Consider the following 14007-nt stretch of genomic DNA (forward strand, 5'->3'; position numbering starts at 1 on the left):
CCGCCCGGTCGCCGCGTCACGCCGGGATGCGGGCGCCCGCGCCGCTCACCCGCACCCGGGCGTCGCCCGCGCGCAGCGTCACGGTGAGCACGCCGGGGCGCCCGAGGTCCTCGCCCTGATGGAGCGTCAGCTCCGACTCCTCGGCGACCAGGCCGAGTTCACGCGCGTACGCCCCGAACGCGGCCGCCGCGGCGCCCGTCGCCGGGTCCTCGACGACCCCGCCGACCGGGAACGGGTCGCGGACGTGGAAGACCGACTCCGAGGCGCGCCAAACCAGTTGGACGGTGGTGAGGTCGAGGCGGTGCATCAGCGCGGTCAGCCGGTCGAAGTCGTAGGAGAGGTCCGCGAGGCGCTCGCGGGTGGCCGCGCCAAGGACGAGGTGGCGGGCGCCGGCGAAGGCGATCCGGGGCACGATCGCGGCGTCGAGGTCCTCGGCCGGCCAGTCGAGGGCGGCCAGCGCCTCGGCGAGGTCCTTCTCGTCGACGGCCTCGGAGTGCGGCTCGACGCTGGTCAGGGTGGCGCGCAGGCCGCCGGTCGCCGCGTCCTCGGCGACGGTCACCGGAACCGTACCGGCGGGGGTCGCGAAGGTCAGCTCCCCGGTGCCGATCCGCTCGCCGAGCGCGATCGCCGTCGCCACGGTGGCGTGCCCGCAGAACGGCACCTCGGCCTTCGGGCTGAAGAACCGCAGCGTGAACGCCCGCCCCGGCTCCCCGAGCCCCTCCGGCGGCGCCGTCAGGAACGCCGACTCGCTGTAGCCGAGCTCGGCGGCGATCGCCAGCATCCCGGCGTCGTCGAGCCCCGAGGCGTCCAGGACGACCCCGGCCGGATTGCCCCCGGCGGGGTCGGCGCAGAAGGCGGCGTAGCGGAGGATCTCGGGCTGAGCGTAGGACTGCGCGTCGTTCGTCATGATCGCCTCAACTGCCGTACCGGACCGCCTATTCCGGCCACCCGGGAACGGCTCGGCCCCGGCCGAGGTGGGCGAGGTCGGTTCAGCCCGGCCGGTGTGGGCGAGGTGGGTTCAGCCCCGGCCGATGTACGGCATCGCCGTGGCCAGCACCGTCGCGAACTGGATGTTCGCCTCCAGCGGCAGCTCCGCCATGTGCAGGACCGTCCGCGCCACGTCCCGCGCGTCCATCACCGGCTCCACCGCCAACTCCCCGTTGGCCTGCGGGATCCCGGTCTGCATGCGCTGCGTCATCTCGGTCGCCGCGTTGCCGATGTCGATCTGCCCCACCGCGATCCGGTACCGGCGCCCGTCCAGGGACAGCGACTTGGTGAGCCCCGTCATCGCGTGCTTCGTCGCCGTGTACGCCACCGAGTCCGGCCGCGGGGCGTGCGCCGAGATCGAGCCGTTGTTGATGATCCGCCCGCCCTGCGGATCCTGCTCCTTCATCGCCCGGTACGCCGCCTGCGCGCACAGGAACGCGCCGGTCAGGTTCACGTCGACCACCGAGCGCCACGCCTCGTACGACAGGTCCTCGACCGGCACCCCGCCGGGCCCGAACGTCCCCGCGTTGTTGAACAGCAGGTCCACCCGCCCGTACGCGTCCCCGGTCGCGGCGAACAGCGCGCCGACCTCGTCCGGCGAGGTCACATCCGTACGGACGCAGAGCACGTCGGCGTCCTTGCCTGCCAGCGCCGCGGTCTCCTCCAGGGCCTCGGTACGACGCCCGGCCAGGGCCACCGACCAGCCCGCGCCGGCCAGCGCGAGGGCCACGGAACGGCCGATGCCGGACCCGGCACCAGTCACGACGGCAGACTTCCGGGGCTTTTGCGAGCTGATGTCCATGAGCCCGGAGCGTACGGGAGCGGCCCGTGCGGGAGACGGCTCGTCCGCGATGTGGGAGGCGCCTGCCACTCATGGGGGAGCCGTGTGACCCGTCCCTCCTTTCCCGTGCCTCCCGGGTGGTCCCGTCATCCGGGTCCGGCTGAGAGCATGGTTATTCGATTCAACTTCCAGGAGAGAAACCGATGCCGGAGAGCGGCGGCCAGGACACCCAGGGCCACATATCGACCACGGCCGACGCGAAGGCACCCGGTGCCGTCGCGAGCGCGGCCGTCCGCCGCACGAGTCTCCTGGTCACGCTGGTGCTCGGCGGGCTCACCGCGCTCCCGCCGCTCTCCATGGACATGTACCTGCCGGCCCTGCCGGAGGTCACCGACGCGCTGCGCTCACCCGCCGCGACCGTCCAGCTCACCCTCACCGCGTGCCTGGCCGGCATGGCGCTCGGCCAGCTCGTCGTCGGCCCGATGAGCGACAAGTGGGGACGCCGCCGGCCGCTCCTCATCGGCATGGTCGTGTACGTCCTGGCCACCGCGGTCTGCGCCTTCGCGCCCAACGCCGAACTCCTCATCGGCTTCCGGCTGTTGCAGGGGCTGGCCGGCGCCGCGGGCATCGTGATCGCCCGCGCCGTGGTGCGCGACCTCTACGACGGCGTCGAGATGGCCCGGTTCTTCTCCACCCTGATGCTGATCTCCGGCGTGGCTCCCGTGGTGGCCCCGCTGATCGGCGGACAGGTGCTGCGGCTGACCGACTGGCGCGGCGTCTTCGCCGTGCTGACCGTGATCGGCGTGCTGCTCACCGGCGTCGTGTGGAAGTGGCTGCACGAGACGCTGCCCGCGGACCGGCGCCACTCCGGCGGCGTCGGAGAGGCCCTGCGCACCATGGGCGGCCTGCTGAAGGACCGGGTCTTCACCGGCTACATGCTCGCGGGCGGCCTCGCCTTCGCCGCCCTGTTCGCCTACATCGCTGCCTCGCCTTTCGTGGTGCAGAATCTGTACGGCGCTTCCCCGCAGACCTTCTCCCTGCTGTTCGGCCTGAACTCGGTCGGCCTGGTCGTCGTCGGCCAGATCAACGGCAAGCTGCTCATCGGCCGGGTCAGCCTGGACAAGGCGCTCGGCTTCGGGCTCGCCGTCATCACCCTGGCGGCGACGGCGCTGCTCCTCATGACCTCCGGCGTGTTCGGCGAGGTGGGCCTCGCGCCGATCGCGGCCGGTCTGTTCGTGCTCATGTCGGCGATGGGTCTCGCCCTGCCGAACACCAACGCCCTGGCCCTGATGCGCACCCCGAACGCGGCCGGTTCCGCCTCCGCGCTGCTCGGCACGTCCTCGTTCCTGGTCGGCGCGGTCGCATCGCCGCTGGTCGGCATCGCGGGCGAGGCGACGGCCGTGCCGATGGCGGTCGTCCAGCTCGCCTCGGCCGTCGCCGCCCTGCTCTGCTTCCTGCTCCTGTGCCGGCCCTGGCAGCGCAGGAACGAGTCCCTCGCGGCGGCGTCCGGGGACCCGGCGCGGCAAAAGTAGACTCCTCCGGTGAACCCGGTGAACCACTCCCTCCCTGTCCCGGACGTCCTGCGCTCGGCGCTCGCCGGACTGCTCGACGGTCTTCCTCCCTCGCAGGCCGCGGGCGCCGTCGACCGGCTGATCAGCCACTACCGCGGCGTCGTCCCCACCCACGCCCCGGTGCTGCGCGACCGCTCCGACGTCGCCGCCTACGCCGCGTACCGGATGCCCGCCACCTTCGAGGCGGTGCGCTCCGCGCTCGACGCGTTCCGGGACGCGACCGGGCGGTGGACGCCCGCCACGCACACCGACATCGGCGGCGGCACCGGCGCCGCGAGCTGGGCGGTCGCCGAGGCCTGGGAGGAGGCGGACACCCCCGTGGCCACCACCGTCCTGGACTGGGCGGAGCCCGCGCTCGCCATCGGCCGCGAACTCGCCGAGGCCTCCGGGCTGCCCGGCCTGCGCACCGCCCGCTGGGAACGCGCCCGCATCGGCTCGGCCCTCACCCTGGGCAACTGCGACCTCGTCACCGTCTCGTACGTCCTGAACGAGCTCACCCCCGACGACCGCCGCACCCTGGTCGACGCGGCAGCCGCGGCGGCCACCGGCGCCGTCGTCATCGTCGAGCCCGGCACCCCCGACGGCTACGCCCGCATCATCGAGGCGCGCGACCGCCTCATCGCGGCCGGCCTGCGCGTCGCCGCGCCCTGCCCGCACAGCGCCGCCTGCCCCATCGAGCCCGGCACCGACTGGTGCCACTTCTCGGCCCGGGTCAGCCGCTCCTCGCTGCACCGCCAGGTCAAGGGCGGCTCACTGGCGTACGAGGACGAGAAGTTCAGCTACGTCGCCGCCAGCCTCCCCCAAGCTCTCAAGGAGCAGGGAGGGACCCCCATCACCCCCGAACCCGCCTCGGCTCGGGTCACCCGGCGGCCGCAGATCCGCAAGGGGCAGGTGCTGCTCGACCTGTGCACGGCCGAGGAGCAGCTGCGCCGCGAGACGGTCAGCAAGCGGCACGGTGCGCTGTACCGGGCGGCCCGGGATGCCGAGTGGGGCGACCCCTGGCCGCCCCACTCCGCTCAGTCGCCCTCCTAGTCAGGAACGCAGTTCCTGGGTGCAGCACTTCACGCTGCCGCCGCCCTTGAGCAGCTCGCCCAGGTCCATGCCGATCGGCTCGTACCCGCGGGCGCGCAGCGGGTCGAAGAGGCCGGTGGCACCGTGGGGGAGCAGGACGTGGAGTCCGTCGCTCACCGCGTTGAGCCCGAGCGCCGCAGCGTCCGGCTCCTCGGCGATCAGCGCGTGCGGGAACAGCCGGGACAGCACCGCCCGGCTGCCGGGCGAGAAGGCCGGCGGGTAGTACATGATCTCGTCGGCCGAGTCGTCCAGGACGCACAGGGCCGTGTCCAGGTGGTAGTAGCGCGGGTCGACGAGATCGAGCCCGATGACAGGGCGGCCAAAGAACTCCTGGGCCTCGTCGTGCGACAGCGGGCTGGACCGGAAGCCGCGCCCGGCCAGCAGGTACGAGTCGGTGACGGCGAAGTCGCCCTCGCCCTCGTTGATGTGCGAGGGCTCGTGGACGGCGGTGAAGCCGTGCGCCCGGAACCAGTCGAGGTGGACCTCGGCCTCCGCCGCGCGCTCGGGATGCGCGAAGCGGGCGCCGAGCACCCGGTTGTCGATCACGGTGGCCCCGTTGGCGGCGAAGACCATGTCGGGCAGCTCGGGACGGGGGTCGAGCAGCTCGACGGTGTGGCCGAGCGAGCGGTACCGGTCGCGCAGGTCCTCCCACTGGGCCAGGGCCAGCGGCAGGTCGACCGGCTTCTCGGGGTCCATCCAGGGGTTGATGGAGTACGTGACCTTGAAGTGTGCCGGTGGGCACATCAGATAGCGCCGGGGTCGGGCGGTTCTCGGGGTGCTGAGGTCACGGGCTTCACGAGGCAATGAGGGCTCCTCACGGGCGACTTGGGCCGCACGGGTGCGCGGCCGCGTGCAGCCCATGGTCCGCCGTGACGGGCGTCCGCGCAGTGAACCGTCCGGGTATTTTTCCCCTGGCCCACCCCCTGGACCGCCTCCTGGGGCCCCGCCCCGGACCCGCCGCGGAATCGACCCGCGCCGCTCGCCCGGAGGCCGCCCGTTGGTCACGGGCGGGTCATGTCACACACCCCGGATGTCCGGTGCGGTCACCCGGGGAGCAGGATGGTGGGACGATGTTCCTCGTGGACAAGAGTCCCTAGTGGATGAAAGTCCCTCGGGGTCGACGGTGAGGTGAGGGGATAGATGGGCGCTGAGTTCGGCCGTTCCCGCGGCGAGGAGAGCAAACTGTCCCGCTGGCTGCGCAGGCGGCCCAAGGACGCTCCGGGCGCGGACCAGGGCCGGCTCGGCCTGCTGCTGGCCGTGGCCGCCGCCGACCTGCCCCTGGCGCCCGCCGCGTACCCCGTCGGCTACTCGTGTTCCTGCGAGCGGATGGGGTGTCCCACGCCCGCCCGCCACCCCGTCTCCTTCGCCTGGCAGACGCAGTCCACCACCGACCGCGCGCAGATCGAGCGCTGGGCGCTCGGCCAGCCCGAGGCCAACTTCATCACCGCGACCGGCATGGTCCACGACGTGCTCGACGTACCGCTCGAAGCGGGGCGCGAGGCGCTCGCCCGGCTCCTGTCCGAGGGGATCGACGTCGGGCCCGTCGCCGAGGCCGCCGGTGACGGCGACCACGGGCGGATGCTCTTCTTCACCGCGACCCGGGGTACGCCCGAGGACGAGGACGAGTGGTGGCCCTGCGAGCTCGACTGCCACCCCGAGACGATGGACGAGCATCCGGGGCTGCGGTGGCACTGCCGGGGGAGCTACGTCCTCGTACCGCCCGCGCGGCTGCCGGGGGAGCTTGAGGTGGGGTGGGTCCGGGGGCCGGAACACGCGCTGGTGGATCCGCTCACGCTGCTTGAGGCGCTGACGGATGCGTGTGCGCGGTACGCGGGGGACGCGGGCCCCCACGCGGCAGCTTGGCCCCTGGGCCGGTAGGAACGCCGGACGGGCTGAAGATGCCCGCGCGGGCCAGTACCAACCCTGCTAGGGGCGCGGGGAACTGCGCGACCAGCCACGCACGGTCCGCAGTGGACATCGGGTTTAGGGGCGCGGGGAACTGCGCAATCAGTCCCCCGCTGCGCGCTACTCGCCCTTCATCGCCACAACCCCCTGCACCCGGTTCGCCACCAGGACCTTGCCCTGGGGCGGGACCAGGGCCAGTTCGTTGGAGATCCACTCCCTGGTCAGGGAGGATTTGACCTGGCCGGTCAGCAGGGCCTTCTCGTCGGGGGAGATGTCCAGGCGGACGCCCTTCGCGGCGGTCTGGCGCTCGAAGTGGCGGGCCGCGAAGAAGACCAGGGCCCGGTTGTCCGTGGTGCGCAGACCCAGCGGGGCGAAGTCGCCCTCGGTCAGGGGCTGGTCGAGGAACTGGCTGATCCGGCCGGACCGTACCGCGCTCTTCTGGCGGGCGTCGCGCCAGCCGCTGGTGTGCTCGCCGTCCGCGAACACGGGCGGCTTGCCGTCCTGGAGGTAGGAGGCGTAGTCCGCGCTCAAGTCCTTGGGGGCGACCGCGAGCGAGGGGTCGTCGGGGCTCACCGGCTCGGCCCAGCCGTCCCTGTCCGTCTTGAAGGCGGGGACGTCCTTGACGCCCAGGATGGAGAGGTAGGCGAGCTTCCACACCTGCTCGGGGCCGCTGCGTATGAAGAGCAGCAGCCAGCGGGTGTCGTTCGGGCCCTTGTCGTCCTGGTCACGGTTGGAGTCGGTGTCGGCGACGAACCAGCGCGGCCAGCCGGCCTGCTTGGGGATGGTGTACTTGGCGTCCGTCAGGGTCAGCGCCGAGTGCCGGGCGTTGCCGCCCGGGTTCGTCGCATGTGCGGCCGTGAAGCCCGCCTGCGTGGTGGCGCCGAACGCGCCGGTGACCCGGCCCGCGTCCAGGGCCGGGTCGTACGCCTTGTCCGCCTTGTTGTAGGCGTCGGTGAACGCGGTGAGCGCCTCGGCGGCCTCAGCCTTCGTCGCCGACGGTACGACTTCCCGCTCCCCGTGCACCGTCACGCAGCCGCTCGCGGTCACCGTCAGTACGGTCACCGTCACGAGCCCCGCCGTCAGCCGACTCACCCTGCTCATGAACCGCCTTCTGCCCCTCGACCCTCGTCGTCCCCTCGGACTTCCGGAACCCTACCGGGGCGAAGAACAACACGAGCGTGGGGATCAGGTACAGCGCCCAGACCGCGACCTGGACGACGGTCGGATCGGGCTGGAAGTTGAAGACGCCCTTGAGCAGGGTGCCGTACCAGCTGTCCGGCTCGATCGTCGAACTGATGTCGAAGGCAAGGGAGTTGATGCCCGGCAGGAAGTCCGCCTCCTGGAGGTCGTGCACTCCATACGCGAGGACGCCCGCCGCGACGACCACCAGCATGCCGCCGGTCCACGTGAAGAACTTCGCCAAGTTGATCTTCAGGGCGCCGCGGTAGAACAGCCAGCCCAGGAACACCGCGGTGGCCAGGCCGAGCAGGGCGCCGATCATGGGCTCGGAGGTGCCGTTCTCGGAACCGGCGGCGTGCACCGAGGTCCACACGAACAGCGCGGTCTCCAGGCCCTCCCGGCCGACCGCGAGGAACGCGGTCGCGACCAGCGCGCCGGTGCCCATGCGCAGCGCCGAGTCGAGCTTGCCGTGGAGCTCGGTCTTCAGGTGCCGCGCGGTGCGCCGCATCCAGAACACCATCCAGGTGACCAGGCCGACGGCGACGATCGACAGCGAACCGCCGAGCGCCTCCTGGGCCTTGAACGTCATCTCCTGGGAGCCGAATTCGAGCCCGGCGCCGAACGCGAATGCCACGACGACGGCCACGCCCACACCGATCCACACCGGCTTCAGGGCGTCCCGGCGGTCGGTCTTCACCAGGTACGCGACCAGGATGCACACGACCAGGCTCGCTTCGAGACCCTCGCGCAGGCCGATCAGATAGTTGGCGAACATGTCTCCCTCTCAGCCGAAGAGTCCCCGGCCCCACCAGTCGCCCTTGTCGCGGACGCCCGGCGGGACCGCGAAAATCGCCGAACCCACGTGCTGGATGTATTCGTTGAGCGCGTCATGGCGGGCCAGAGCGCGCTGGATCGGCAGGAACCCCTTGCGTACGTCGCGCTGGTAGGCCAGGAAGAACAGGCCCGCGTCCAGGCGGCCGAGGCCGTCCGTGCCGTCCGTGAAGGAGTAGCCGCGGCGCAGGATCCGGGCGCCGTCGTTGGAGTCGGGGTGCGCGAGGCGGACGTGGGCGGTCGGCTTCATCGCCTTCAGGAACGGTTCGTCGCGCTCCTTGGCCTTGCCGACCGGGGCGCCCTCGCCCTTGTCGCGGCCGAACACGTCCTCCTGCTCCTGGAGCGAGGTGCGGTCCCAGGTCTCGATGTGCATCCGGATGCGGCGGGCCACCAGGTAGGAGCCGCCGGTCATCCAGTCGCCGCCGTCCTTGGCGCCGACCCAGACGTGGTCGTCGAGGGCCTTGGCGTCGGTGCCCGAGACGTTCCGGGTGCCGTCCTTGAAGCCCATCATGTTGCGCGGGGTCTGCGCGTCCGGCGTCGTCGAGGACGTCTTGCCGAAGCCGAGCTGCGACCAGCGGATGGCGACCTTGCCCATGCCGATGCGGGCCAGGTTGCGGATCGCGTGCACCGCGACCTGCGGGTCGTCCGCGCAGGCCTGCACGCACAGGTCGCCGCCGCTGCGCGCCGCGTCCAGGTTGTCGCCGGGGAACTGCTCGATGTCGACCAGCGCCTCGGGCCGCTTGCCTTCGAGGCCGAAGCGGTCCTTGGCGAAGAGGGAGGGGCCGACGCCGAAGGTCAGGGTCAGCCGGGACGGCTTGAGGCCGAGCGCCTCGCCGGTGTCGTCCGGCGGCGCCTCGGCGAGCCCGCCGTAGGCGCCCTCGCCGACCGGCTTGCCCTCGGTCATCGCGGCGGCCGCCGCCGTCCAGTCCTTGAGGAGCTGGACGAGTTCGGCGCGGTCCTTCGTCGTCACGTCGAAGGCGGCGAAGTGCAGCCGGTCCTGGACGGCGGTGGCTATGCCGGCCTGGTGGTCGCCGTGGAAGGGCACCGCGGCGCCCGTGTCGGCGGCGGGCACGGCGTCGCTGCCGCCGCCCTTGACGAGGGCGACAGTGCCGCCGGCCGCGGCCGCGCCGAGCGCGAGCCCCGCGCCGCCCCAGCCGAGCAGCGCCCGGCGCGAGGGGGCCCTGCCGGGGCCGGTGGCCTCGGTCGTTTCGCTCATGACGGATCTCCTCCTGGCTCCGGGCGTTACTTCGTGACGGCGGCGGCGAGCTTCGACAGCGGCTCGGCGAGCGCGTTCACCGTGTCGGAGAGCTGCTTGCGGTCACCCTCGCCGACCTTGTCGTACGAGGTGAAGTCGTAGGAGGTCTGGTCCGTGCGGTACTTGTCGAGCAGCGTGTTCAGGGCCGCGAACTGCTTGTCCAGCTCGGTGGTGAGCGCCGGGTCGTTCTTCGAGGCGACCGGCTTGAGCAGCTCGTACGCCTTCTGCGCGCCCTCGACGTTGCCCTTGAAGTCGGACAGGTCGGTGTGGCTGTAGCGGTCCTCCTCACCGGTGATCTTCCCGGTGGCGACCTCGTCGAGGAGCTCCTTGGCGCCGTTGGCCATCGAGGTCGGGGTGATCTCGGCGGTGCCGACCCGCTTCTGCCAGTCCGCCAGGTCCTTGTCGAGCTGGGTGGCGAGGTCCTTCTCGTCCGGGCCGATCTTGTTGTCGGCCCAGAGGGACTTCTCCAGACGGTGCCAGCCGGTCCACTTCTGGCCCTTCTCCAGGCCGTCCTCGCGGGTGTCGGTCAACGGGTCGATGTCACCGAAGGACTCGGCGACCGGCTCGGTGCGCTCCCAGCCCAGGCGCGAGGGGGCGAACGCCTTCTTGGCGGCCTCCAGGTCGCCGGCCCGCACCGCGTCGGTGAAGACCTTGACCTTGGGCAGCGTCTCGTCGGCCTGCTCCTGGGCGTACTTGCGGTACTCGGCGACGGCCGTGTCCAGCTGCGGGTTGCGCTTGACGGCGGCGCCGCCGGTGACGTTGACCTTCTGGCGGATGCCGTCGCCCTTCATGCCGGGCTTGCAGGCGACCTCGTAGGAGCCGGCCTTGACCTCGGCGGTGAGCTGCTGCTTGAGGCCCGGGCCTATGTTCTCGCGCTCGGCGACGATGCGGTCGTCGGGGAAGAGCAGGTAGACCTCGGTGACCTTGGAGCCCTTGTTCTCGATGTCGAACTTGACGTGACCGGCGGGGAAGTCGGTCTTCGAGAGCTTGCAGGAGCTGTCGGTGGCGGTCACCTGGATCGCGTCACCGGCGCCACCCGACTTGGCGTCGCTCTTGTCGGCGCAGCCCGTGACGGCGGTCAGGGCCGCGACGGCAGCGGCGGCGGTGACTACGGAGGTACGGACGGGTCGCATGCGGGCTCCACGCTGGGTCAGGGTCGAACAGGTCGACTGAGGCTGACCTAACTTAACCGAGCCTTACCTCACCGATACCCACTGGGTGCGTGATTCAGCTCTCACCGGTCACGGCCTGGTCACGGGTCGCGCCGGGGCACGACCAGCGGCGCGCCCGTGCGGGGATGCGCGAGCACCTCCACGGGCTGCCGGTAGACCCGGCCGATCAGCTCCGCGTCCAGCACCTCGCGGGGCGGCCCCTCGGCCGCGAGCCGCCCGTCGTGCAGCACGGCGACCCGGTCCGCGTGCGCCGCCGCCAGACCCGGGTCGTGCAGGACGACCACGACGGCGTCCCCGGCACGGGCCCGCTCGCGGCAGATCCACCTCGGTGGCCGCCATCGCGTCCGCCACCACCGTGTCGTCCTCGTCCTCGCGTACGGTCCCGGCCCGCGGCGCCCGGCCCATCCGGACGACCTCCTCGACCGCGAAGGGGAAGGAGAGCGAGGCCTGCTGTGGCAGTACGGCCCTGCGCAGGGCGAGTTCGGGCGCGGGCCGGCCGGCGAGCGGCCGCCCGTCGATCCGTACGCCCCCGAGCTTGCGGGCACATCGCCCGCGAGGACGGCGAGCAGCGCCGACTTGCCCGCCCCGTTGGGCCCGGCGAGCGCCACGACCTCGCCGGCCCGGACCTGGAGGCCGACCCCGTCGAGCACCGGACGCCCGCCCAATTCCACCCTCAACCCACTTGCTTCCAGGGCTACTTGACCAGGCTCGGGCGGAACGGGAAGGGCCCGCGGGCCGCGTGCGGAGAAGAGGGACTTCAGGGCGCTCATGCCCAACCGCCGTGCTTGCGCCGGGTCCTGCGCAGGAGCCAGAAGAAGAACGGGCTGCCGAACAGGGCGGTCAGGACGCCAAGCGGCAGTTCGGCGGGCGCGACCACCGTGCGGGCCATCAGTACGACGGCGCAGCCGAGACGGACGGAGGCCGAACCGCGCAGATGGAGAAAGGAGACCCGGGGCTTCGCCCGGCCCTTGGGTGCGGCGCCCGCGCCGCCGAAATCCTCTGATCCGTACGCGACTTGAGCTCGGCTCCGGCGCCGGGCACGCCCGGGGCGGCGGCCACCGCCTCGATCCTGAGGTCCACGTCGGCGAGGCTTTTGGCGGGCTCGACCACGGCCAGCGGTATCCCGGCGGCCCGGATCTGGTCGACCGCCTCGGCCGGTCCCGTCGTGGCCTCGGCGAGCACCAGCGTCGGCCTCGGGGACAGGACGCCCTCGGCCGAGACGTCGTGCGCCCGCGTCACCACCGGCAGCGTCGCGGCCTGTTCGAAGATGGCTGTGATGTCCCTGGCCACCACGTGTCTGCCGAGCCCGAGCGTGAAACACGAGCTCGCCGAGGGAGCCGGTGAGCGGCCGATCCGGTCGGCGGACCTCACCTCGACCTGCTTGCCGTCCGCGGACCTCACGGTGACGGGCAGCCGGGGCAGGGGAGTTGTGGCCAGCGGCTCGACCCGGTCCGCGGGCTCCGGCACGGGGTCCGGCTCCGGTACGGGGTCCGGCTCCGGTACGGGAACGGCGTCCACCACCCCGTCCGGCACGGTCGGCGCCTCGGTCGGCGGGAGTGCCGCCCTTGCCGCGACCGGCGCCGACATCCCGACCGGCGCCCTGCTCGGTGCGGCCGGTGCGGTGGCCGCCGTCGGCGGCGCGATGCTGTTCGCCGCCAGGCGCCGCCGGGCCTGACCCTCTCGACGGACAGGCCGCACCCCCGACCGGAGGGCGCGGCCCTGCCTGCTGCTTCAATGCGTCCGTGAGTGAACGAGACGTACTGATCGACGTGCTCAGGGTCTTCTGCGGCCCCGACGGCCGGCACGGCAACGCCCTCGCAGTGGTGCGCGAAGGCGCGGACGTGCCCGGCGAGGCGGCCCGGCAGGAGCTGGCGCGTCAACTCGGCTTCAGCGAGACCGTGTTCGTGGACGACCCCGAGCGCGGCACCGTCGACATCTACACCCCGGGACTGCGCCTTCCGTTCGCCGGGCATCCGGTGGTCGGCGCCGCGTGGCTCCTCGACCTGGACGTCCTGGAACTCCCCGTGGGTGACGTCTTCGCCCGCCAGGACGGCGAGTTCACCTGGATCACGGCCCGCGCCGGCTGGGCCCCACCGCGCACCCTGCGCCAGTACGCCTCGGCTGCCGAGGTGGACGCGCTGGCGGTCCCTGAGCCGGGGGAGTGGATATACGCCTGGTCCTGGCAGGACGAGGCGGCAGGCCGGGTGAGGGCGAGGGCGTTCCCGGGCCGGGGCGACGGAATCGACGAGGACGAGGCGACGGGAGCGGCCGCCCTCCTGCTGACCCGCCAGTTGGGCCGAGCCCTGAACATCACCCAGGGCCGGGGCTCCCAACTCCTGACGGCCCCGGGCCCGGACGACACGATCGAGCTAGGGGGCCGGGTACTGCTGGAACGCGCCATGCCCCGCACCCCGTCCTGACATCGCCCGGCTCCGCCAACGGGTACTGGGTGCCCTACAGGGGCGCGAGGAACCGCGCGAGCAACCACGCACGGCCCGCAGCGGACAACGGGTTTAGGGGCGCGGGGAACTGCGCAAAAGCCCCCCAACCGCCCCGCACCCAAAATCCGCCCCCTCGCGGAGCGCTACGCGCTGAGCGGGAACTCCTCCCCCAGCTCCCTGAACACAGCCGTGTTCAAAGCAAAAGCTCGCTTGCACTCCTCGACAACCCGCCGCTTCTCCAGCTCATCCGCGCGCAGGGCGTCGAGCAGTACGCGATAACCCCGCTTGAACGCCGCCGGGTTGGCGATCCCCTCGAAGACGTAGAACCGTACGCCGTCGCCCTTGCGGGCGAACCCCCACGTCCGCTCCGCCTTGTCGCGAATGATCTGCCCGCCCGACAAGTCGCCGAGATAGCGCGTGTAGTGGTGCGCCACATATCCGGCGGGCCAGGTCCGCGCGCATTCGGCGACGCGCGCCGCGTACGCGGCCGTCGCGGGCAGCGGGGTCGCGCCGCGCTGCCAGTCGGCGCCGCGCAGATGGGCCAGGTCCCGCTCAAGGGAGGCCGTGCGCATCAGCTCGGGCCGTATGAACGGCCCCGCCACCAGGTCGGTGGTGAGCGCGGAGGCGCCCTCCTCCAAGGCCCGGTACACGAACCAGAGCTGCTCGGTGTAGCGGGCGTACGCGTCGACCCCGAGCCGGCCGCCGAGCAGATCGCCCATGAACGTCGACGTCTCCGCCTCCGTGTGCTGCTCGTGCGAGGCAGTACGGATGAGGGTGGAGAAGGGCGTGGTCGCGGTGGTGGTCAAGGCGGGCC

The 14007-nt window shown here is 72.3% G+C and carries 13 protein-coding genes and 2 pseudogenes; 5 read left to right on the forward strand and 10 right to left on the reverse strand.

Annotated elements, in window-relative coordinates; all coding sequences use genetic code 11:
* Positions 1-16 precede the first annotated feature (16 nt).
* Both ADK54_RS02990 and ADK54_RS02995 read right to left on the reverse strand, forming a co-directional pair.
* Positions 17-907, reverse strand: coding sequence for a PhzF family phenazine biosynthesis protein (locus ADK54_RS02990; protein ID WP_053723909.1), 891 nt, complete (start codon positions 905-907; stop codon positions 17-19).
* Positions 908-1018: 111 nt separating this feature from the next.
* The gene (locus tag ADK54_RS02995) at positions 1019-1789 is read right to left on the reverse strand and encodes an SDR family oxidoreductase (RefSeq protein ID WP_053723992.1); all 771 of its coding nucleotides are present in this window, start codon (positions 1787-1789) and stop codon (positions 1019-1021) included.
* A gap of 182 nt (positions 1790-1971) precedes the next feature.
* Here ADK54_RS02995 and ADK54_RS03000 point away from each other — a divergent pair, with 182 nt between their 5' ends.
* Positions 1972-3300 carry a multidrug effflux MFS transporter gene (locus ADK54_RS03000; RefSeq protein WP_053723910.1) on the forward strand — a complete coding sequence of 443 codons (1329 nt, stop codon included), beginning with the start codon at positions 1972-1974 and terminating at the stop codon, positions 3298-3300.
* 18 nt (positions 3301-3318) lie between these two features.
* Positions 3319-4371: a small ribosomal subunit Rsm22 family protein gene (locus tag ADK54_RS03005; protein ID WP_053723993.1), complete on the forward strand. Its 1053-nt coding sequence runs from the start codon at positions 3319-3321 to the stop codon at positions 4369-4371.
* On the opposite strand, the gene ddaH is transcribed toward ADK54_RS03005, so the two are convergent.
* Positions 4372-5214 carry a dimethylargininase gene (gene ddaH / locus ADK54_RS03010; protein ID WP_420717257.1) on the reverse strand — a complete coding sequence of 281 codons (843 nt, stop codon included), beginning with the start codon at positions 5212-5214 and terminating at the stop codon, positions 4372-4374.
* 336 nt (positions 5215-5550) lie between these two features.
* Between ddaH and ADK54_RS03015 the strand changes: the two genes are divergently transcribed.
* Positions 5551-6288: a bifunctional DNA primase/polymerase gene (locus ADK54_RS03015; protein WP_053723912.1), complete on the forward strand. Its 738-nt coding sequence runs from the start codon at positions 5551-5553 to the stop codon at positions 6286-6288.
* Positions 6289-6435: 147 nt separating this feature from the next.
* Here the strand turns inward: ADK54_RS03015 and ADK54_RS03020 are convergent, their stop codons facing one another.
* The 6 genes and pseudogenes from ADK54_RS03020 to ADK54_RS03040 form a co-directional block, all read right to left on the reverse strand.
* Complete coding sequence (locus tag ADK54_RS03020; protein ID WP_078966089.1) at positions 6436-7407, reverse strand: hypothetical protein; 972 nt, start codon at positions 7405-7407, stop codon at positions 6436-6438.
* Positions 7295-8269, reverse strand: coding sequence for an iron uptake transporter permease EfeU (gene efeU, locus ADK54_RS42840; RefSeq protein WP_078966090.1), 975 nt, complete (start codon positions 8267-8269; stop codon positions 7295-7297). The genes ADK54_RS03020 and efeU overlap by 113 nt, the downstream gene beginning before the upstream one ends.
* A 9-nt stretch (positions 8270-8278) precedes the next feature.
* Positions 8279-9541, reverse strand: a complete 1263-nt coding sequence (gene efeB / locus ADK54_RS03025) for an iron uptake transporter deferrochelatase/peroxidase subunit (protein WP_053723914.1) — start codon at positions 9539-9541, stop codon at positions 8279-8281.
* 26 nt (positions 9542-9567) lie between these two features.
* Positions 9568-10713 carry an iron uptake system protein EfeO gene (gene efeO / locus ADK54_RS03030; RefSeq protein WP_053723915.1) on the reverse strand — a complete coding sequence of 382 codons (1146 nt, stop codon included), beginning with the start codon at positions 10711-10713 and terminating at the stop codon, positions 9568-9570.
* A gap of 119 nt (positions 10714-10832) precedes the next feature.
* Positions 10833-11522, reverse strand: a pseudogene (locus ADK54_RS03035) (ATP-binding cassette domain-containing protein).
* Positions 11519-12285, reverse strand: a pseudogene (locus tag ADK54_RS03040) (iron chelate uptake ABC transporter family permease subunit). The pseudogenes ADK54_RS03035 and ADK54_RS03040 overlap by 4 nt, the downstream one beginning before the upstream one ends.
* On the opposite strand from ADK54_RS03040, the gene ADK54_RS47170 reads away from it, so the two are divergent.
* Positions 12182-12427 carry a hypothetical protein gene (locus tag ADK54_RS47170; protein ID WP_053723917.1) on the forward strand — a complete coding sequence of 82 codons (246 nt, stop codon included), beginning with the start codon at positions 12182-12184 and terminating at the stop codon, positions 12425-12427. The pseudogene ADK54_RS03040 and the gene ADK54_RS47170 overlap by 104 nt on opposite strands.
* A gap of 67 nt (positions 12428-12494) precedes the next feature.
* Complete coding sequence (locus ADK54_RS03050) at positions 12495-13172, forward strand: PhzF family phenazine biosynthesis protein (RefSeq protein WP_053723918.1); 678 nt, start codon at positions 12495-12497, stop codon at positions 13170-13172.
* 164 nt (positions 13173-13336) lie between these two features.
* On the opposite strand, the gene ADK54_RS03055 is transcribed toward ADK54_RS03050, so the two are convergent.
* On the reverse strand, positions 13337-13999 hold the full coding sequence (locus ADK54_RS03055; RefSeq protein ID WP_053723919.1) for a heme oxygenase (biliverdin-producing): 663 nt from the start codon (positions 13997-13999) through the stop codon (positions 13337-13339).
* Between the last annotated feature and the right edge of the window lie 8 nt (positions 14000-14007).

Origin of the sequence: Streptomyces sp. WM6378 (genome assembly GCF_001279695.1) — a bacterium.
GTDB lineage: Bacteria > Actinomycetota > Actinomycetes > Streptomycetales > Streptomycetaceae > Streptomyces.